The organism is Paraperibacillus esterisolvens (assembly GCF_046237625.1).
Taxonomy (GTDB): domain Bacteria; phylum Bacillota; class Bacilli; order Bacillales; family DSM-1321; genus Paraperibacillus; species Paraperibacillus esterisolvens.
Genome location: NZ_CP143545.1, coordinates 737571 through 757153, shown reverse-complemented (window position 1 = coordinate 757153; position 19583 = coordinate 737571). Strand labels below are relative to the sequence as shown.

19 protein-coding genes are annotated in these 19583 nt (G+C 45.1%); 8 read left to right on the top strand and 11 right to left on the bottom strand.

Features of this window, described 5'->3' with window-relative positions:
• Nucleotides 1-15 precede the first annotated feature (15 nt).
• A complete protein-coding gene (locus V1501_RS03910) occupies nucleotides 16-690 on the top strand; it encodes a DUF2642 domain-containing protein (RefSeq protein ID WP_409291542.1) in 675 nt (224 codons plus the stop codon).
• A 667-nt stretch (nucleotides 691-1357) separates the two neighbouring features.
• On the opposite strand, the gene V1501_RS03905 is transcribed toward V1501_RS03910, so the two are convergent.
• Together V1501_RS03905 and V1501_RS03900 are read right to left on the bottom strand one after the other, a co-directional pair.
• Nucleotides 1358-1861 (bottom strand): hypothetical protein, encoded by a 504-nt coding sequence (locus V1501_RS03905; RefSeq protein WP_409291541.1) that lies wholly within the window; start codon nucleotides 1859-1861, stop codon nucleotides 1358-1360.
• Between the two features lie 127 nt (nucleotides 1862-1988).
• The gene (locus V1501_RS03900) at nucleotides 1989-3065 is read right to left on the bottom strand and encodes a CotH kinase family protein (protein ID WP_409293245.1); all 1077 of its coding nucleotides are present in this window, start codon (nucleotides 3063-3065) and stop codon (nucleotides 1989-1991) included.
• Between the two features lie 316 nt (nucleotides 3066-3381).
• Between V1501_RS03900 and V1501_RS03895 the strand changes: the two genes are divergently transcribed.
• On the top strand, nucleotides 3382-3894 hold the full coding sequence (locus V1501_RS03895) for a hypothetical protein (protein WP_409291540.1): 513 nt from the start codon (nucleotides 3382-3384) through the stop codon (nucleotides 3892-3894).
• 281 nt (nucleotides 3895-4175) lie between these two features.
• On the opposite strand, the gene rlmD is transcribed toward V1501_RS03895, so the two are convergent.
• From rlmD to V1501_RS03875, 4 genes are all read right to left on the bottom strand, one after another.
• Entirely contained in the window at nucleotides 4176-5564 is a 1389-nt protein-coding gene (rlmD, locus tag V1501_RS03890) for a 23S rRNA (uracil(1939)-C(5))-methyltransferase RlmD (RefSeq protein ID WP_409293244.1), read from the bottom strand.
• Nucleotides 5557-6435 carry a DNA-3-methyladenine glycosylase family protein gene (locus tag V1501_RS03885; RefSeq protein WP_409291539.1) on the bottom strand — a complete coding sequence of 293 codons (879 nt, stop codon included), beginning with the start codon at nucleotides 6433-6435 and terminating at the stop codon, nucleotides 5557-5559. The genes rlmD and V1501_RS03885 overlap by 8 nt, the downstream gene beginning before the upstream one ends.
• Nucleotides 6436-6499: 64 nt before the next feature.
• On the bottom strand, nucleotides 6500-7297 hold the full coding sequence (gene pdaA / locus V1501_RS03880) for a delta-lactam-biosynthetic de-N-acetylase (RefSeq protein ID WP_409291538.1): 798 nt from the start codon (nucleotides 7295-7297) through the stop codon (nucleotides 6500-6502).
• Nucleotides 7298-7458: 161 nt separating this feature from the next.
• On the bottom strand, nucleotides 7459-8979 hold the full coding sequence (locus tag V1501_RS03875) for a fumarate hydratase (protein ID WP_409293243.1): 1521 nt from the start codon (nucleotides 8977-8979) through the stop codon (nucleotides 7459-7461).
• Between the two features lie 225 nt (nucleotides 8980-9204).
• Between V1501_RS03875 and V1501_RS03870 the strand changes: the two genes are divergently transcribed.
• Both V1501_RS03870 and V1501_RS03865 read left to right on the top strand, forming a co-directional pair.
• On the top strand, nucleotides 9205-9759 hold the full coding sequence (locus tag V1501_RS03870; RefSeq protein WP_409291537.1) for a GNAT family N-acetyltransferase: 555 nt from the start codon (nucleotides 9205-9207) through the stop codon (nucleotides 9757-9759).
• Between the two features lie 122 nt (nucleotides 9760-9881).
• Nucleotides 9882-10301 (top strand): hypothetical protein, encoded by a 420-nt coding sequence (locus V1501_RS03865; RefSeq protein WP_409291536.1) that lies wholly within the window; start codon nucleotides 9882-9884, stop codon nucleotides 10299-10301.
• Between the two features lie 7 nt (nucleotides 10302-10308).
• Here the strand turns inward: V1501_RS03865 and V1501_RS03860 are convergent, their stop codons facing one another.
• The gene (locus V1501_RS03860; protein WP_409291535.1) at nucleotides 10309-10491 is read right to left on the bottom strand and encodes an SE1561 family protein; all 183 of its coding nucleotides are present in this window, start codon (nucleotides 10489-10491) and stop codon (nucleotides 10309-10311) included.
• A gap of 224 nt (nucleotides 10492-10715) precedes the next feature.
• Between V1501_RS03860 and yfkAB the strand changes: the two genes are divergently transcribed.
• Complete coding sequence (gene yfkAB, locus V1501_RS03855) at nucleotides 10716-11837, top strand: radical SAM/CxCxxxxC motif protein YfkAB (protein ID WP_409291534.1); 1122 nt, start codon at nucleotides 10716-10718, stop codon at nucleotides 11835-11837.
• Nucleotides 11838-11872: 35 nt separating this feature from the next.
• On the opposite strand, the gene V1501_RS03850 is transcribed toward yfkAB, so the two are convergent.
• Nucleotides 11873-12682, bottom strand: coding sequence for a YfkD family protein (locus V1501_RS03850; RefSeq protein WP_409291533.1), 810 nt, complete (start codon nucleotides 12680-12682; stop codon nucleotides 11873-11875).
• Between the two features lie 500 nt (nucleotides 12683-13182).
• Nucleotides 13183-14238: a calcium/proton exchanger gene (cax, locus tag V1501_RS03845; RefSeq protein ID WP_409291532.1), complete on the bottom strand. Its 1056-nt coding sequence runs from the start codon at nucleotides 14236-14238 to the stop codon at nucleotides 13183-13185.
• A gap of 147 nt (nucleotides 14239-14385) precedes the next feature.
• Between cax and V1501_RS03840 the strand changes: the two genes are divergently transcribed.
• Nucleotides 14386-15570 (top strand): MFS transporter, encoded by a 1185-nt coding sequence (locus tag V1501_RS03840; protein WP_409291531.1) that lies wholly within the window; start codon nucleotides 14386-14388, stop codon nucleotides 15568-15570.
• A 291-nt stretch (nucleotides 15571-15861) separates the two neighbouring features.
• Nucleotides 15862-17793 carry a heavy metal translocating P-type ATPase gene (locus V1501_RS03835; RefSeq protein WP_409291530.1) on the top strand — a complete coding sequence of 644 codons (1932 nt, stop codon included), beginning with the start codon at nucleotides 15862-15864 and terminating at the stop codon, nucleotides 17791-17793.
• 178 nt (nucleotides 17794-17971) lie between these two features.
• On the opposite strand, the gene V1501_RS03830 is transcribed toward V1501_RS03835, so the two are convergent.
• Nucleotides 17972-18811 carry a YihY/virulence factor BrkB family protein gene (locus V1501_RS03830; protein WP_409291529.1) on the bottom strand — a complete coding sequence of 280 codons (840 nt, stop codon included), beginning with the start codon at nucleotides 18809-18811 and terminating at the stop codon, nucleotides 17972-17974.
• Between the two features lie 21 nt (nucleotides 18812-18832).
• The gene (locus V1501_RS03825) at nucleotides 18833-19219 is read right to left on the bottom strand and encodes a hypothetical protein (RefSeq protein WP_409291528.1); all 387 of its coding nucleotides are present in this window, start codon (nucleotides 19217-19219) and stop codon (nucleotides 18833-18835) included.
• Nucleotides 19220-19319: 100 nt separating this feature from the next.
• Here V1501_RS03825 and V1501_RS03820 point away from each other — a divergent pair, with 100 nt between their 5' ends.
• Nucleotides 19320-19535, top strand: a complete 216-nt coding sequence (locus tag V1501_RS03820; protein ID WP_409291527.1) for a hypothetical protein — start codon at nucleotides 19320-19322, stop codon at nucleotides 19533-19535.
• The last annotated feature ends 48 nt before the right edge of the window (nucleotides 19536-19583 follow it).

The following is a 19583-nucleotide window of genomic DNA, read 5'->3' as shown; positions in this document are numbered from 1 at the left end:
AAAAGGAGAATATTGATGTCCATAGATTTAAAAAATTTAATAGGAAAAAACATTGAAATCGAGATTTCTGGGGGCAAATTACAAAAGGGCATATTAATTGATGCGGGTTTGGATCTTATCGTCTTATATAAAGGAGAAGTGAATTCGTTTCTATACATTCCTTTAATCCATGTTCAGCGGTTAAAGGAGGCGAACTCCAAAGAGGAAACTTATTATACTCCTCCTTCAGAGCAGCCAATTGAAATGGAAACAATCTCCTACCGGAAAATATTAATGAACGCAAAAGGGTTGTTCGTCAAAATTTATGTAACTGGAAATAAATCCATTCATGGATATTTAACCAACATTATGAATGACTATTTTGTATTTCATTCTCCAGCCTACAAGACCATGTTTATTTCAATGAATCATGTTAAATACCTCATACCATATCCACCCAATACAACTCCATATTCGATAGAAAATCAGTATTTTCCGCTTAATCCAACAGTTTCCACTACACTTTCCCGTTCTTTTAGTGAACAGCTCAAAAAATTCGAAAATCAATTTGTTATTCTGGATGGCGGGGATAACCCTGAAAAAATCGGCCTGCTTAAAGAGGTACATGGCAGACAGGCAGTTCTGATTACAGCTGAGGGAGATACCATCTATAGGAATTTAGAGCACATCAAAACCATTCAATTTCCTTAATGAAAGGTATGAAGGTAGATAATAAAGATCTAAATATCGTTCAAAAAATAGCTATCCCTTCTTGAAGTCAGCCTATATAATGCTGACTTCATGAAAGGATAGCTGATATTTTTTTTAATATGTATGCTGACTCTGTATATGCGCTATCTTAGACATTATATAAGGAGTGTACGAGAAAGAACAGTCTGGCTCACCTATATTGAATGGCCGGTGATTTCCGCATAATGGATCCCGAGTTTTTTGAAAAATCCTATATCGACTGAGTATAAAATAATGAATCATGGATTCAATGTCAATTATTAAGTGATCACTTTTTATATCAGTCGAAACACCTTCTGCATATCGGCCGGCCTTCAAATATAGGCCAATTTTGTTGCAGCCTTTATAGCCGTTTAAATTAGTACTGAACACTGCTTTTCGCATAGGAACCCTCCACTTAATGTTGATGATTATCAACTTTCTCCGCTGGCCAATGCTTTAGATTTCCGGAGTTAATTGATGGTATATAACGGCGACCAAGCGGAGGTTTTTCTATACGGGCGATCTGTCGTCCTTTTGTTACGGAGAAAGTTTCCCTAGCGGCTTTAACATCCTTTGTAACAAAAATACTCCTTTAAATAATTTATGTCGCTTCTAATGAGAAGCGACATTATTGGGTCTGTTCATTTTACCTTTTTCTACCTTTACCTTTATTTTGAGCTTTTTGATTATTTTCTTTTGCTGTTCCAGATTCCTCTTGTTTCTTTTCGCTCTTCACACCCTGGCTGATGTTCCGAACATGGAACATTGAAATCCTGATTATTTCTTCATTCATCACTACCCTTATATAGTCATCATTTACGTCTTCTAACACACCTTCCAGGGATTCCTTTCCACCACGGTTGATTTTTACCCATTGGAATTTTAGTGAGTTGATTGCTTCTTTAAAGGTCGGATATTTTTCGATCTGAAAATCTTCTGAGACTTCAATTTCAAGATCAAATTTATTTTTAGAACTCTCAGTAATACTTTTGATATGATGTGTTGTGTAAAAGATTACTCCCTCTTCTTTAGTGAGAAGAGAAAAGAAGTCCTCCCCTACAGCTAGGAGTTTCCCAACCCGGGATTCTGGCCCGCCTCTGTCCACCTTCAATGTCTTACCAATAAAAGTTTGCATTACTTCAGTATTCATGCTGCATTTTTCCTCCTAATAATTAGTTTCCCTGTACTATATGCTCAGACCTTAGACAAAGTCACTATAAAAAACGCCCTAATTGATTTAAGGAGCAATAATGGCCGTTTTAAAAAATCCTTAGGAGTTAAAATAAACGAACCAGCTCCCTTGCTAAGTACTCCCTTCTGTCTCTGACAAAATCCAGCATAACTAGGGGTTCTGATAAAATAATATGCATCTTCTCTTTTATATATATATCTTTTTCAATCCAGGGCTGTAATTTTTTCAATTCCGAATAAATCAAGGGTTTTAGCCGCTCCTCTGTAAAAAAATTCAGTAAGATATCCTCCATGATTTGCTTGTATAAATCTCGAAATCCAGAATGATGCAGAAGCCGGGCCGATAATGTATTGTAACCCTCAATTGGTATATAATCATACGGCAGTAATTCCCCGTGCCGATTCCTGCCCCACGTTCCATCACAATCCCAGGGGGAAATTTCAAAAAGGCCTGTCCCACTATTCCAGTAAAGGGCATAGTTATGGATAAAACCATCAAAATTTTGTGTGCAGACAACTCCCGCAAGCCATTTCAAATATTTTTCTACATCAATCATCTTAGGTATTTCACGTTCAAATTCCAGATTTGTCAGTGTGTTAATCTTAAATATAAGGTCAGAGAGAAGCTGCCCCCCTTTTCCGTTACTATCATATACTTCAGTATATCCCTGCAATATTTCTGTTTTCGCATCTTCTTCTTCAGTCAATAAAGAAAAATTGGCATCATTGTCGGTCGCATAAAAAATTCCTCCTTCAGGAAGATTCCACTTTTTCAGAAAGAATTCATCAAATGATTCAAGTTCAAGATAAATCCCCCGGCATTGCCCATTCAAAATTAATAAAACATGCTGGGCATTTGGTGTTAAGATTCCCAGGCTTCTGAAAAAATCCAGGGACAGCTTATTTCTAATTAGAGAAGGATCCTTATACTCGCTGTTTAAATGGACGACATGGTTCTTCTCCACAACATAAGGTTTCCTGAAGGTAATTTGATAAGATTTTTTTTTGTTTTTTCTGATGGAGTCTCCCCTGTAGGCTACATCAATTAAATATTTTTTTTCGCCATGCTTAAGTGTTCCCGGAACTGGATCATCACTCCAGATATCTTTATTTAAGGTTTGTAATTCTGAAGGTTGAATATACAGCTTATAACTCTTCAATATATAACTCTCCCTAAAATCTCTTTTTGATTCTAAATTATGTAACCCCAGTAAAACAGTGACCCCTGGGCTGATAAATTATTTTATGAGCGGGCTTTTAATGTCCAAGCAACAAACTAAAACTTTCATACCATGAATAAAAAGTGAAAAATTTAGGAAGGGTGAATGTTATTGTCAACAACTTATGATATTGTAAAAGCAATTTCAGATGCAGCTCATAATGGCCTTGCAGGATTTATGGTTAATAATCCGGTTGATAAAGACTATGATACTCAAACAATTCAAATGAAAAATAAATCCTGCGGTAAGAATCGCTCGAATGGGAATAAGTCCTGCGGTAAGAATCGCTCTAATGGGAATAAGTCCTGCGGTAAGAATCGCTCGAAAGGGAATAAATCCTGCGGTAAGAATCGCTCTAATGGGAATAAGTCCTGCGGTAAGAATCGCTCTAATGGGAATAAATCCTGCGGTAAGAATCGCTCTAATGGGAATAAGTCCTGCAGTAAGAATCGCTCGAATGGGAATAAGTCCTGCGGTAAGAATCGCTCGAAAGGGAATAAATCCTGCGGTAAGAATCGCTCGAAAGGGAATAAGTCCTGCGGTAAGAATCGCTCGAAAGGGAATAAGTCCTGCGGCAGGAACGGCTCTAAAGGCAATAAATCCGGCGGAAGGAACGGTTCTAAAGGCAATAAGTGCGGTAAGAACGGCTCTAAAGGCAATAAATCCAATGGTAAGAAACGGAGATAGGGCAGTAAGTCTGGAGTTAGTATGTCTATTAAGACAAAGTCCACTAATGGCGGAAGATTACTTATTAAGGGAGCTCATACTTTGAGCCCTTTTTTTATATATAAATGATTGGGCACCTATCTAGTTCTGGGACAAAAAAAGACTAAAGAAGAATTAAATTATCTTCTTCAGTCTCGATTGGTTTAGAACTAAAGCTTCTAAACCAAAATACCGCGAAAGCTTATGAAGCTCTAAAAGAATTTGTCTAAAATCTCAGAAGGAGATGTCCTGACCCCTGAATTGTAACATCGACTACTAGATCAAATTGAAATAAAAGCAGACGGAACAGCGAGTATCTTTTTGATTCTCGGTTCTATCTGCTTGGTTTTATCGTAAAACTAGCAGCGTACAGCTCTCCACATGACTCGTCTGCGGGAACATATCCAGGGGCTGAATATAGTTGACTTTGTATAAACTGCTCAGGAATTCAATGTTTTTCGCAAGTGTGGAAGGATTACACGATACATAGACGATTTTCTTAGGCTTTACCTTTGTGATGGTCTGCAGCAGCTTGTTGTCGAGGCCGGTCCTTGGGGGATCGACGATGAGCACGTCTGCCCGGAAGCCTTCCTTCGACCACTTTGGCATGATGTCCTCCGCTTTGCCAACCTCATAGTGTGTATTTTTTACACCTTGGCGGGCCGCATTCTTCTTGGCATCCGCAATGGATTCCTTGATAACATCCATGCCGCGGATTTCTTTTGCTCCGTCTGCCAGCCACAATCCGATGGTTCCTACGCCGCAGTATGCATCAACAACTTTTTCATTCCCAGTCAGAGCTGCCGCTTTCTTAACTTCATCATATAATTTGATGGTCTGGACAGGATTGAGCTGGAAGAAGGTGCGTGCTGACAGCTCGTATGTCATATCTCCGAGTGTTTCCCGGATGACATTCTCACCGGAAAGATGGATCGATTTCTCCCCAAAGATGGTGGAGGTATTTTTCGGATTCACGTTCTGAACCACAGATACAACCTCCGGGAGCTGCTTTTTGATTTCGGCAATCAGCTGTTCCTTCTGCGGGAGCTTTTCAGTGGCCGTCACGATGACTACCTGCAGCTCTCCTGTCTCAAAGCCCACCCGGGTCACGATGGTCCGGACGACTCCTTTTTTCTTGCGCTCATTATAGACCGGAATCTGAAGCTTGGCGATCAGCTTCTTCACAACCCTTGTCGCACGGTTGCTTTTTGGATGCTGGACGATGCATTCGGGTACATCAATGAGCTTATGGGTACCCACGGCATAAAGACCGGCAATGATCTGTCCGTTTTGGTCAGTACCCACCTGGAATTGGCTCTTGTTCCGGTAATGCCATGGCTCTTCCATGCCAATCGTCTGCCTGATATCTATTGAACCGGCATCTGATTTTTTATATTTCTCCAGCGCCTGAATGATCACATCCCGCTTTTCAAGGAGCTGTCTTTCGTATGCGATATGCTGCAGCTGACAGCCGCCGCATTCATAATAAACCGGGCATGGCGGTGTTGTCCTGTGTTCCGATTCTTTCCGGATCTTTTTAATTTTTGCCTCTGCATATTTCGGCTGTACGTTCACCGCTTCGGCAAGAACTTCCTCTCCCGGAATTGCACCATGGACAAACACGACCTGCCGTTTAAAATAACCGACGCCCTCCCCGTTGATTCCCAGGCGCTTGATAGTCAGTGGAAATGTTTGTCCAGGCTCTAGTTTTGTTTCTTGTTTCAATGTATTATTCACTCCGTTTTTCAATGCTTCTCCATAAATAAAGAGAGGCATAGCTTAAATATGGCCGCCATGATCCGCTAAGGGCTTCCATTTGTTCCCGTGTTGGCTTCTGTTCCATAACGTATAATTTCTTCAAAGCATTTTGAATGCCGATGTCTGCCATCGGGAATAAATTAGGCCTTCCGAGGCCAAAAAGCAGAAAGTTTTCAGCTGTCCAGCGGCCAATCCCCCTGATTGCAGTCAGTTTATCAATAATGATGTCATCAGGCTCCCGGCTCAGTTCGTCCAAGTCCAGTTCACCGGCCGCAATCCGCTGTGACAGTCCGATTAAATATTCGGCTTTCCTCGTACTGAATTGAAGCTCTCGCAGTTCTTCAACCAACAGATGGGCCGCCCTCTCCGGCTCCGGATAAAACCAGGCTCCATCGACTTCACGGCCAAATGCTTTTACATATCTTGCGGTCAATGTATAGGCAAAGGCTAAATTCAGCTGCTGGTGCACAATGCACTTCACAAGGGAGGCATATGGGTCAAAATCCAGTATTAAAGGAGTTCCCCGGTGCTCCGTAAAAATGCCGCCCAGGTCAGATCTCTCAAAATGAGAATGAATATCCTCGAGGGGCAGATGCCACTGGAAGATAGCCTTAACCCGGCTGATTCCCGCCTCCCTTGTCTGCAGGTCATTTCCTGACAGAGTAAAAGACGGCGCATCGGTCGTTCCGGTTGCTTTTACATGAATGACAGCGGGACTCCCCCCTGCATATAGGGGAACCTTGATACTTCTATTTGCAAAATCAATGGCTGACAGCGGGTCATTCGACAGCCTGTCGAGGACCAGGTCAAAATTGTAAGGCCCCTCAATATCAAAAGATTCTGTCCACACTGCAATCATCCTTTAGCATTTTCCCAGTATTATAGCATGTTTTAGCGATTATTACCGCTTTCGGTCAGTAAAGCATGTCACTTCCGAGTTCCCGGCTTATCATTAAATCATCCAGCGATTTAAATGTATAGCCTTTTTTCTTCAGATCGGTGATAATCCGGTCAAGGGCATCTGAATTGTCCTTTGATATGGTATGGAGGAGAAGGATGGCCCCGGGATGGATCTGCTTCATCACCTGGTCATACGAGTGCTGCGCCCCCTTCTGGTCTTTTACATTCCAGTCAACAAAGGCCAGTGACCAGAATATATGCCTGTAGCCAAGCCTTGAGGCGACATCCATCGTCCTCTCACTGAATACCCCGCGGGGCGGCCTCAAGTACGCCATCCCTTTCTGACCGGTAAGCCGCTCTGTTTCCTCGCGCACTGAATTTAGTTCTTTGGCGATCTCACTGTCTGAGTTTGTGGTAAGGTCCGGATGATACCAGGAATGATTCCCGACGATATGGCCTTCCTTTACCATCCTCCTTGTCAGTCCTTTTGCCGTCTTCAGATAGTGACCGGTCACAAAAAAAGCGGCTGGCACCTGATGTTTTTTCAACACATCCAGCACATGTCCGGTAAAACCATTTTCATATCCATTGTCGAAAGTCAAATAAATATCCTTCTTGGTTGTATCTCCCTGATATACCGCCCCGTGTCTTTCCAGCATAAGCTCCAGCTTCTTCCCTGCATCAGCCGGCTGCCCGCCGCTCGACTTCCTGAATCCCCAATTGTATCGTTCATTAGAAAATGCAGCATCAGCATAACTCTGGCACGCTGCCCATAAAACAAACGCAGCAAGCATGATTCCTATTTTTTTCATGGCAAAATCTCCTGTCTTTATCTCGTTTCCTTTTATTGTTCATCCACTTGCCTTAAATAATGACAGGAAATTTATATATAGGGGATTCAACCAATGAATTCTGAACAGATCTGTACAAACAAAGCGCCTGGACATCTCTGTCCAGGCGCTTTGTTTGTGTATTAAAATACCCGTTCCTTAAATTGTGCAAGCTTTTCAAGCGAGCTCTGGGCTACATCCTGATGGAGGCTGCTGCCATGTGAATCCATGGTCACGACCGCAGTGAAGCCTTCCACTTTCAGATGCCACATGGCTTCAGGGATGCCGAACTGCATCAGGTCCACGCCCTCGACGGATTTAATGCAGTCTGCATAGTACTGCGCTGCACCGCCGATCGCATTCAAGTAGACGCCACCGTGCTCTTCAAGTGCCTTCAGGGTTTTTGGTCCCATTCCGCCTTTTCCGATGACCGCACGGATGCCGAAGCGTTTCATGATATCTCCCTGATACGGCTCTTCACGGATGCTTGTTGTCGGGCCGGCAGCCTTTACATGCCATTCGCCAGCCTCGTCTTTAAGCATAACAGGGCCGCAGTGATAAATGATCTGTCCGTCTAAATTAATGGGAGCATCATTTTCCGATAAATATTTATGGATGGCATCACGGCCTGTGTACATCATCCCGTTTATCCGGACCACGTCGCCGACCCTGAGATCCCTGATTTGCTCTTCCGTTATCGGAGCTTCCAGGATCACTTCACGAATTTCCGGTGCTTCCACGGCAGCTGCCGTTTCAAGCTCAGCTTCCTCCGCAAAGTTGATTTTTTCCCCATCCTGGTACAGCCATTCGAGGATGCCGCCATCACCAGCATCGACTTTTACGCCAAGGCGCCGGTATGCCCAGCAGTTATACGCGACAGACACAAAGAAGCTTGCAGGAATGCGGTGCATAACACCGATTTTGCAGCCAAGGAGTGTGGTTTCCCCGCCGAAGCCCATGGTCCCGATGCCCAGCTTGTTTGCATTTTTCATAATATAATCCTCAAGACTCCGAAGCTCTTCAATCGGATTAACATCCTCTACTTCCCTGAATAACTGTGCTTTTGCAAGGTCATATCCTGCGCTTCTGTCCCCGCCGATTCCAACGCCGATAAAGCCTGCACTGCAGCCCTGCCCCTGGGCCTGGTACACAGAATGGAGAATGCACTTGCGGATTCCATCCAGGTCGCGGCCCGCACGGCCCAATCCTTCAAGCTCACAAGGAAGGCTGTATTGGATGTTCTTGTTCTCACAGCCCCCGCCTTTAAGGATGAGGCGCGCATCGATGTAATCCTGCTCCCACTGCTCGAATTTAATGACCGGGACGCCGTACCCCAGGTTGTCCCCGCTGTTTTCCCCTGTCAGGGAATCCACCGAGTTCGGGCGGAGCTTTCCATCCTTTGTCGCCCTCTTGATGGCATGCAGAATGGCCGCGCTGATCTCAAGCTGGTTCACACCGACAGGAGTCTTCACCTTGAATGTTGGTAGTCCTGTGTCCTGGCAGATTGGAGATACATTTTCATCGGCCATCCCGATATTTTCGGTAATGGTGGACAGACTCATGGCTGCCCTGGTACCCGAGTTTTCCTGCGCTTTAGCCTTCTTTATGGCCCTTCTTACATCCTTTGGAAGATTAGTGGAGGTTTCCACAATTAATTGATACATGCTCTCTTGAAGCTTCTCTACATTCACAGTACTTCCCCCTGTACATTGATATATATCGCCGCATGCAGCGGCTTTCTGGAATTTCTATAAAATTCAATCATTAGCCTTCTACATTATACGCCTATCTTTTTTATTCGAAAAGGCTTTATGTGCAAGCGGTAACATTTTTCAGGTTAGGAGGAAACCACTGCGTCTTGTCGAATTTTTAGGAACGGGGGGATCTAAATGAAATTTAAAGAGCTGGAAACAGAACGCTTGAAATTGATCGAAATTACAGAAGAACACGCCATGCCGCTTTATGAAATCTTTTCATTGGACGAGGTTACCAGATATTACGGAATGGAACCATTTACAACCGTGGATGATGCAGCGAATCTCATCCATTCATTTCAAAGGATGTTCACGGAAAAAAGGTCCGTTCGCTGGGGACTGCAATTGAAGGATGAAGGCCGTTTCATCGGTACGATCGGCTTGAACAACCTGCAAATTCATAATAAAAGAACCGAAATCGGATATGAGATCCATCCCCATTACTGGCGGAAAGGACTGGTATCAGAAGCCCTTTCTGCAGTGCTGAAGTATATATTTGAAGAGCTTGGCCTTTACAGGGCGGCCGCTGTCACGTTCCCTGAGAACCTTCCTTCAAGTGCCCTGCTTGAGAAACACAGCTTCCAGAAGGAAGGCCTCCTAAGGGGATATATTGTACAGGGAGGGCAGTCACATGATGCCGCATTGTACTCGCTTCTCAAGCCTGACTGGGAGATGTCCGGGGAAAAATAAATGGCCTTCCTACCCCCAGCCAATTCATTTGAAGGAATTAAACAAGAATAGGAACGCAGCCGAGCGTTGCACGGTGCATAAAGATAGAGGTTAGACCCTCTTATTAAGAAGTCTTTTGCTCTGTGCAGGCCCCTTTTCACAGAAAAGTAAATTCAGTCGTATTGAACATTAAAAATGGCCTAAACGAAGAATTAGAACCAAAATCAGAGTCCGGAACGGTAAAAATGGTCCTAAACGAAGAATTAGAACCTAAAACAGCCTCCGGAACGTTAAAAATGGTCTTAAACGAAGAATTAGAACCTAAATCGGGCTCAGAAACATTAAAAATGGTCTTAAACGCAGAATTAGAACCTAAATCGGTCTCAGGAACATTAAAAATGGTCTTAAACGCAGAATTAGAACCAAAAACAGTCTCCAGAACATTAAAAATGGTCTTAACCGAAAAGTTAAGATCATTTACAGCCGCCAGAACGCTAAAAAAGGTCTTAACCGATAAGTTAAGACCTAAAAGCATCCGGAAAGTTAAAAAATCAGCTGAGTAAGCCGACCTCATTTATCCTTTTTAAACTGAGCTACCTTAAACTCAAGATCATCAAGCATTCCAATCAAACGGTCAATATCTTCAAGCTGGGCTTCCTCAGGATCCATACTGTCCAGCACTTCTATAAACATGGACAGACGCTGCTTTAAATAATCAACTTGTCCATTGCTGTCTTCAATCGCTTTTCCCATTTTAAAAACTCCTTTCCATCTGCAGGCGAAAAGTACCCGGCATTCAAAATCTCCATAACCATTATAAAGTTATTCCGCTGCAATGAACAGCCTTTTAACATAGTCCTTCCGGCAGCCGAGTCGCATCTCTAGGCCAGATTGGACAGGGTCCTCGGCAGAATATTGACATATAATTCTCACTTCACCATAATTGTTTAGTATTTAAAATAGTTAGGGGCCAAAAAATGATTGAATTGCAAAAGCCTGTTTCAACTCAATACGATCCTTGGGAAGCATATATGGATGTGGAGGAACACGGCCAATTGACACTCTCGAATATAGAATTTACAACAACGACATTATGTAATATGAGGTGTGAGCATTGCGCAGTTGGATACACGCTTCAGACAAAGGATCCAGATGCGCTTCCCCTTGAAATCCTTCTTAGGAGACTAGAGGAAATACCGCATCTTCGGAGCATGAGCATTACAGGCGGAGAACCAATGCTGTCCAGGCAGCAGACAAAGAATTATGTGGTGCCGCTATTAAAGTATGCCCGGGAGCGTGGGGTACGGACCCAGATTAATTCAAATCTTACCCTGGATATGAAGCGGTATGAAGAAATTCTCCCTTATCTCGATGTTCTGCATATTTCCCATAACTGGGGAACGATTGATGAATTCATCGATACCGGATTCGCCATGATGGAGCGCAAGCCGAGCCGGGCTGCAAGAGCTGCACTTTTTAAAAAGATGATTGAAAACAGCCGATTCCTGACAGAGTCTGGTGTGCTTGTCTCCGCAGAGACGATGCTCAATAAACGGACGCTTCCCTATCTTAGTACTATACATAAACAAGTAACTGAAGAAATGGGCTGTCAGCGCCATGAAATACACCCTATGTACCCAAGCGACTTCGCTTCGGCGATCGAGTCTCTTACCCTGGACCAGATCAGGAAAGCTGTCAACGGGCTGCTGGACAGCCGCAATCAGAATGTCTGGATGCTCTTCGGCACCCTCCCCTTTTATCCATGCAGTGATCACCCAGAGGATCTCAAGCTTCTTGAGCGGCTGTACCGAGAAAAGAACGTGACAGTCCGTAACGATCCTGACGGGCGTTCAAGGCTGAATGTCAATATTTTCAGCGGAGAAGTTATCGTTACGGATTTCGGCGATGCTCCGCCGCTTGGAAACATCCGGGAAGAATCCCTGGGGGACTCATACCGCCGCTTTCAGGAATCAGAGCTCGCTAAGGAACTGAACTGTCATTGCCCGGCTGTAAAATGTCTCGGACCAAATGTCCTTGTGAAGGACTCTTACTACAAAGGCGTCCAGTTCACAGAGAGGGCAGCCTCCATAACCCGATGAAAAACGCCCGCTCTTGATCATGAGCGGGCGTTATCTCAACGGGGACGGCCAGACACCATGAAGCTGAAGCTCAGGTGATCCTGTATTGGAATCCAGGCGCCTATTCCCTGTGAGGTAACATTCTTCACAACGATATAGCGCTTGGTTCCCTTCAGTTTCAGATAAACTTCTCCATACGTGACCTTCCCTTTTTCGTTCACTGCGGAAGAGTAGGCATGAAGGTAGCCGGCTCGATTGGCTGGGATATTATAAATCCTGTCCTTCTTTGTCCCTGTGCCGATGACAGCCTCAAAGGCAAGCGGCAGCTTGGTTTTTTGGGCTGCCTTGATCAGCATCATTTTATGAACATCTTCTGCAGCCGGCACTTTGGCTGTAAGTCCCCCGCGTACTGTTTTCTGGGCTTCCTGAACATAATGGATCTGGTAAGGTGCTGTACCGCCGCGGTTATCATAATAGTTGGTATTCACTTTCTGATACTCCCAGTTTGGTGAGCTTTCGACCGACTGATAATTGAGCGCCCAATGACCAAGATAGATGGTCGCCCTGTATCCAAACGCAAATGGAGATTTATTGATGGCGGTTTCGTTCATCATCCTGATCAGCTCCGGATTCTCGATTTTCACATTGGAGGATTTGATCAGTTGCTTAGCAAGCTTTGATGGCTCAAGATAAGGCATGTCCTGTGAAGCGTTTGGAAATGTATTTTCCTTGGTGATATTCAATACAGACTGCGGAATGGCAGCAGTATGGATGCTGGCCTTCTCTTTTTTGGCAGCCAGTGAAAGAGAGCCCGGACTCATTATAAGTGCAAAACAGAGTGATAAAGTTAATACTGGGTGTTTCATATTGCACACTCCTTAATGGCTATTTACTTCTATATTGTCCTGCTCACCCGAGAATATGCAGGTCCAGCTCCTTGTAATAATTTTTTACAGAATGTAACGAAAATGTTAATTTCAGAATATTTACAACTTTTAGTTTTTTAGTTATACTGAATATACATTAAAGCGAAGGAGGCGAAATTGCTCATACCAGCCGAAGTTTTAGGAGGTATGCCTATACAATCAGACCACAGCTTGATAAGGGCCGTAAATTGGTTAAGGAGAGAAAAATTTCGCCGGAAAGAAGAATCACACCCTGGAGGTGGTTGATCGGAGTTTCGCTGCAAGCCACAAAAACTTAACAAATTCATACTTAATTAAAAGTAATGACTCTGTCCTGCCGGACAGAGTCATTTTTGTTTATCATAATGGCTGTTTTTGGACAAAAAAGTTGGAATTCCTCTGCAGGCGCTCTGTCTGCGAAATAGCGTGCGGCGCCCTTCCGCCCAATTTGAATGGGTCTTTTACAATAGATAAAAGCCAATTCCCATGATGAAGTAGGCGGCAAGGAGGGTCAATCCCTCAAACCAGTTTGTTTCTCCATCGTTCGAAAGCATGATCATAAGGAGTACAGATGTCACCATTGCCGTCAACTCCGGCATTGTAAATACAAGCGGCATGGATTCTGTAAAGAATAAGGACACCAATACAAGTGCCGGCGCCACGAACATGGCAATTTGGAGCGTTGAACCAACGGCAATCTCCACTGCAATATCCATTTTGTTTTTATAAGCCATGATGATGGCAGACGCATGTTCTGCTGCGTTCCCGACGATTGCTACGATTATTACCCCGATGAACAGCTCAGACCAGCCAAATGTGTGGCCCACTTCTTCAAATGTATGAACGAGATGTTCGGATACATAAGCGACGGCCAGGGTTGCGATCGCCAGTACGCCCATTGCCTTTCCTTTGGACCACTCTGGTTCCTCGTGTTCGTGTATCACATTTTCCTCATGCTGATAGACACCGCGGTGCGTGACCAGCTTGAAGAACAGTGCGGCCAGGTATAGGAGAATCATGATAATGGCAAGGCCTACACTTAACGAAAGCGTGTCTGGTTCTTTCATTTCCATGCTGAATACTTCAGGGATGACAAACGCGACGATAACACCGAATATCAATAAGCCCGAGTTATGTCTGGCATCAAAAACATTGAATTTCTGCCGTTTGTATTTCAGGCCGCCTATAAAAAATGACAAACCTGCAACAAGAAGCAGATTGCCGATAACAGAACCGGTGAGCGAGGCAAGAACAACCTCTGTCAAACCTGCCTTTAACGCAAATATAGAAATAATGAGTTCTACGGCATTGCCGAAGGTAGCGTTCAAAAGCCCGCCGATCCGCGGTCCGGTGATAATTGCGAGACTCTCTGTTGCCCGTCCCATGAAGCTTGAGAGCGCTATGATCGTCAAGCAGTAGATAATGAACATCAGGATAGTCGGCAGATGCATGACCGTCCCGATGACTGAGAGCGGCACACCGATCAGCACCGCGATAAAAAAGATCTTATTAACCATAGTTCCCTCCTGGATATCCCCTGATCACTTCAGGGTTTTTCTATAAGGCTTGTTTTTGCATAGCTTCCTATACCTCATTTCATGCTTGCATAATCGTCATGAGAGCTAGTAACATCTACTATTATGAGGAAATTAGGAGAGAATGTAATGACTCAATCAAGACTGCACTTCTGGATCATTGTCAGCATCGTCGGCATATCAGGTTTTTCGCAGGGGATGCTCCTGCCTCTGATCGCCATCATTTTTGAGAACCATGGGGTTAGCTCCTCCATTAATGGCCTGCATGCCACGGGCTTATACATAGGAATCCTCCTGGCATCTCCTTTTATGGAGGGGCCGCTAAGGAGGCTGGGATATAGAAAGATGATCTTATGGGGCGGACTTGCCGTTTTCGCCGCATTATTTATGTTCCCTCTGTGGGACAGCATTTGGTTCTGGTTTTTGCTGAGGATGCTGATTGGCATCGGCGACCATTCGCTGCACTTTGCAACCCAAACGTGGATTACCGCATCCTCCGCACCAGAAAAGCGCGGGAGGAATGTTTCCATTTATGGCCTTTTCTTTGGGATCGGATTCGCATGCGGCCCGCTTTTGACGAATCTTGTCAAAGTTAACGAATCACTGCCCTTTATTCTTTCCGGCAGCATCAGCCTGCTTGTATGGCTCACTGTGTTCCTGCTGAATGATGAATATCCGGAACAGAGCCTGGAGACTGTGTCCCTGGGCGGTACATTCTCAAGGTTCGGCCAGGCCGCACGCTATGCCTGGCTCGCGTTTCTTCCTACCTTCTCATATGGATTTGTAGAGGCTTCACTGAACGGAAATTTCCCGGTGTACGCCTTACGGAACGGAATGGATATAGCAGCCGTATCAATCCTGCTTCCAGCCTTTGCAGCTGGTGCTATTCTCTTTCAATTTCCGCTCGGTCTGATGAGCGACCGGCTGGGACGAAGAAAAGTGCTTCTTGCAGTCATGATATCCGGTTTTCTTTTCTTTATGCTTGCTGGTGTATTCAATGACTCCCTTCCTGCTTTGTTCACATGCTTCCTGCTCGCCGGGATGATGACTGGCTCCACCTTTTCACTGGGCATAAGCTATATGGCAGATCTCACTCCTGCTCCCCTCCTGCCGGCAGGAAATTTGATGTGCGGAATAACATTCAGCTTCGGCAGCCTTGCCGGTCCGTTTTTTGGCGGCATGGTCATTGAACATCTAGCCGGCGAAAGTTTCTTTTATGCAATAAGTGCCATCTTTCTCGTTTGCTTCATTCTGCTTGGACTCTTCAAGCCAAGGGGGGCAGGGGAGTTTTCCGCCAGAACCGCTTCATCGTGACCCGGGGCCATGCTTTGCCATTTATCCGATGGATAATTTTGTATAAGGAATTCAAGAAAACCTGCTTTCCTTTAATCTGAACCTGTGGTAGGATAAAAACATATTAAATTATATTTATTCTAATGTAGAGAATGTTCCGAATCCTTCCCTTTTTTAGGAGAAGAAAGCTATATTCCTTGCTGTCATCAATACGGTGGCAGCTTTCATCTTTTTTAAGTACTTCTTGATTATGAATATCTTTCTCAATTAGATAATACAAGCATAAATCGCACTGACTAGAGGAGGCAGACTATGCAGACAGAAACAAAAACAATCGACCATAGCGGGTTAGGGAGGGATCTATCAGGAAATTCCCTCTTGGACCGCTTCAGGACAAATGCTGAATTGATAGCGGCCGGTGTAAGCGGCATCCTGATCCTCGCCGGCTGGCTTTTAGCCCGTGAAGGTCTGAATGTACCTTCCATAACAGCCTATCTTCTCGCCTTTATAATCGGCGGCTTTGCTAAAGCGAAAGAAGGTATTGAGGAAACGATTAAAAATAAAGAGCTTAATGTGGAAATGCTGATGATCTTTGCAGCTGTCGGCTCGGCAGTGATTGGTTATTGGACGGAGGGCGCGATTTTGATCTTTATCTTCGCAGTGAGCGGTGCCCTGGAAACGTACACGATGGACAAAAGTTCACGTGAAATATCCGCGCTGATGGATCTCCAGCCCGAGGAGGCAATCAGGATCGATGATTCCGGACGGGAAGTACGGGTGCATATTACTTCCCTTTCTCCTGGCGACCGTATCCTGGTAAAGCCGGGAGAGCGTGTCCCATCTGATGGACGGATCTCAGAAGGCAGCACCAACCTTGATGAAGCGGCAATCACCGGAGAATCCATCCCCGTCACCAAGGGGCCAAACGATGAAGTGTTTGCCGGCACGGTGAATCTGCGCGGTTCGATTATAGTAGAGATGACAAAGGAAAATGATGAAACTCTGTTCCAGAAGATCATTCAACTTGTACAAAATGCTCAGAGCGAAAAATCTCCTTCGCAGCAGTTCATCGAACGCTTTGAAGGGACATATGTAAAAGTGGTACTGTCCGTTGTCCTCCTGATGATGTTCGTACCACATTTCGTACTCGGCTGGACCTGGAATGAGACCTTTTACAGAGCCATGATCCTGCTGGTGGTTGCCTCCCCATGCGCACTAGTTGCATCCATCATGCCCGCTACTCTTTCTGCCATCTCAAATGGCGCACGACACGGTATCCTATTCAAAGGCGGAGTTCACTTAGAGAATCTGGGCAGTTTGAGGGCTGTCGCGTTTGATAAAACAGGTACCCTTACACAGGGGAAGCCTGAAGTGACTGATATTTTGACCCGTGATGACTGGGGAAGGGATGAATTCCTGTACTATGCGGCCTCACTCGAGAATTATTCAAGCCATCCGCTTGCACAATCCATTGTTAAGCATTTTCAGGAACAAACAGACCGAACTTTCATGAAACCGGAAAACATGGAAGACATATCGGGATGGGGCGTTCAGGCCCTTTTGAATGGCAGGTTCCTGAAAATCGGGAAAGCGGATTTTGTTGGCACAGAGGATGCACTTGCCTTCCAGGATGGTGCAGCTGCACGTCTGGCTGAAGAAGGAAAAACACTCGTATACGCCAGGGACGACAGCGGCATTGCCGGAGTCATTGCCCTAAAGGATGTTGTCCGGGCCGAGACGGCTTCAGCCGTTGAAGAACTGAAGGCACAGGGTGTTTATACCTTCATGCTTACCGGGGACAGCACTCAAACTGCAAAAGCCATCGCCGGTGAGAGCCATGTCGATGAATTCATTGCAGAGTGCCTTCCTGAGACAAAGGTTGAGGAAGTTCACAGCCTTAAAGACCGCTTCGGGTCTGTGGCGATGGTCGGGGACGGCATCAATGATGCGCCTGCTCTTGCCGCCTCCACGGTTGGAATCGCTATGGGCGGCGGTACAGATGTTGCCCTTGAGACAGCGGATGTGGTGCTGATGAAGAATGACCTTCCCCGCATTGCCGAAGCCATTAAGCTTTCAAAAAGAATGAATACCATCATCAAGCAGAATGTTTTCTTCTCCATTACCGTCATTCTGGCATTAATCTGCTCCAATTTCTTTCAGGTGCTTGACCTGCCTTTTGGAGTTATCGGCCATGAAGGCAGCACAATCCTTGTAATCCTTAACAGCCTGCGGCTGCTGCGTTAAACTGTGTTATTGGACTAGAAAGTTGATATCCGCTGCAGGCACTCCATTGGAGCGGGCGGGGGGCCTCCTCGCTTTGCCTGTGGGGTCTTACCGTACCGTCCCGCTGACCTAAATAAAAGAGGCTTTTCTAAAAGAACGGCGGATTCTGATTTCCCCCCTCTTTGTGAAGGCCTCTTTTTTAGCATTCGGAAGGCTTTGTCCTGCTGCTGATGACCGCGTTGATTTCACCGCCTATAATCAAAATAATCCCGGTTAAATAAAACCAGATCATCAGGACAATTATCCCGCCCAGACTTCCATACATCGCGGAGTAATGGGCGACTTTTTCTACATAGATGGAAAAAGCATATGATACGATAATCCAGCCGATTGTGGCAAAGATGGCCCCGGGCAGCACCGTAAGGCATTTCAGCTTAATGCTTGGAGCAAGCCAGTAAATCATCATAAACATCACCAGCAGGACAAAACCGCTGATCGCCCACCGAAAAAGATTCCAGACAGACAGGAATTCCACCGACATACCAAAGTAATCGGCAAGCAGGAAGCCGATCTGCCTGCCAAAGACCGGAAACAGAAGCGCAATGACAAACACGATCAACATGCCCAGCGTAAACAGAATGGATAACAGCCTGGACAGAGCAAAATGCCGGCCATTTTTAATCCGGTATGCTTTATTAAATGACCTTATAATCGCATTCATGCCAGCTGAGGCTGACCAGACAGTTCCAATGATTCCAACGGACAGAAGCTTTCCGCTTCCATTCAAAACGCTGGTTAATTCCTGCTCAATCATTGCCGTTGTATCTTCAGGTGCGTACATGGCAGCAAAGGCAAGAATATCTTCTGTCTTGATGGGCAGATAAGGAAGCAGTGAAACAAGGAATATCATGAAAGGAAACAGAGAAAGCAGAAAAAAGAAAGCAAGCTGGGCCGCCATTCCAGACAAATCATCAACAAAGAGACGTGAAAAAAGTTCCTTTAAGACTGATTTGTCTGAAATGTTTTTACCGGTTTTCATATTCCCAGCTCGCTTTATCTTTTAATGTGCAGTATAGCTGTCTGAAGCTGCCCCATTTGAAGCATGTCCATGGTTTGTGATGACATCCTTTGTATCCATGACTGCCTCCGCAACCTGAAGCGGGACTCCCTTTAGTTCATCCACTTTTTCCGAGATGAAATTGATATCATCCGTAATTTCTTCAATCTGTGAACGAAGCCTGCTTGAAAATTCGCCCATCCTCACCAGGGCTTCCATCGGGCTTGACAGGAAAGACTTTACACCCCGGTATGACCTGCCTGTACCATCAAGGAAATTCTGGCGGGTCGCCCGGTCAAGCATTGCCACCGCCCCTCCTGCAAGAGCTCCAAACATAAGGCCCCTAAAGAGCTTGCTGTTCCCTCTGCTTTGAACGGTATACTGATCCATTCGTATCCCTCCTGCAAAAAATTATCGGTGAATGACATGGTGCTGTCTTATTTTTCTCAAAGATGAAATTATTATGCCTGGCACTTGCATACGGGGAGGCTTGAGAGACTTTTTAAGGGAGGGCAAAATAATAAGCAAGTGGATTGCAGCGAAAAGCGGCAGGGAAAGCGGGACAGGTGAGACCCCCCAGGCGAAAGATGAGGGTCTCACCGTCCGCGCCGAGAAAAAGCGAGTGCCTCTCGCTGCAATCCACATTTTTAATAACAGCAACAATGTATGCGGACACAGCATGGATGAAAAACAAGTAAGTGATTGACTTTTAGGCATATTTAATGAAAGATGAAAGATATCATTTGTTATGGGA

What these genes read in the sequence shown, in the direction of transcription:
- V1501_RS03830 (WP_409291529.1), bottom strand. Translation starts at nt 18,811, where the DNA reads ATGAAAACCGGTAAAAACATTTCAGACAAATCAGTCTTAAAGGAACTT.
- V1501_RS03835 (WP_409291530.1), top strand. Translation starts at nt 15,862, where the DNA reads ATGCAGACAGAAACAAAAACAATCGACCATAGCGGGTTAGGGAGGGAT.
- V1501_RS03840 (WP_409291531.1), top strand. Translation starts at nt 14,386, where the DNA reads ATGACTCAATCAAGACTGCACTTCTGGATCATTGTCAGCATCGTCGGC.
- yfkAB (WP_409291534.1), top strand. Translation starts at nt 10,716, where the DNA reads ATGATTGAATTGCAAAAGCCTGTTTCAACTCAATACGATCCTTGGGAA.
- V1501_RS03870 (WP_409291537.1), top strand. Translation starts at nt 9,205, where the DNA reads ATGAAATTTAAAGAGCTGGAAACAGAACGCTTGAAATTGATCGAAATT.
- cax (WP_409291532.1), bottom strand. Translation starts at nt 14,238, where the DNA reads ATGGTTAATAAGATCTTTTTTATCGCGGTGCTGATCGGTGTGCCGCTC.
- V1501_RS03875 (WP_409293243.1), bottom strand. Translation starts at nt 8,979, where the DNA reads ATGTATCAATTAATTGTGGAAACCTCCACTAATCTTCCAAAGGATGTA.
- V1501_RS03825 (WP_409291528.1), bottom strand. Translation starts at nt 19,219, where the DNA reads ATGGATCAGTATACCGTTCAAAGCAGAGGGAACAGCAAGCTCTTTAGG.
- V1501_RS03860 (WP_409291535.1), bottom strand. Translation starts at nt 10,491, where the DNA reads ATGGGAAAAGCGATTGAAGACAGCAATGGACAAGTTGATTATTTAAAG.
- V1501_RS03895 (WP_409291540.1), top strand. Translation starts at nt 3,382, where the DNA reads ATGGGAATAAGTCCTGCGGTAAGAATCGCTCTAATGGGAATAAGTCCT.
- V1501_RS03850 (WP_409291533.1), bottom strand. Translation starts at nt 12,682, where the DNA reads ATGAAACACCCAGTATTAACTTTATCACTCTGTTTTGCACTTATAATG.
- V1501_RS03910 (WP_409291542.1), top strand. Translation starts at nt 16, where the DNA reads ATGTCCATAGATTTAAAAAATTTAATAGGAAAAAACATTGAAATCGAG.
- V1501_RS03905 (WP_409291541.1), bottom strand. Translation starts at nt 1,861, where the DNA reads ATGAATACTGAAGTAATGCAAACTTTTATTGGTAAGACATTGAAGGTG.
- pdaA (WP_409291538.1), bottom strand. Translation starts at nt 7,297, where the DNA reads ATGAAAAAAATAGGAATCATGCTTGCTGCGTTTGTTTTATGGGCAGCG.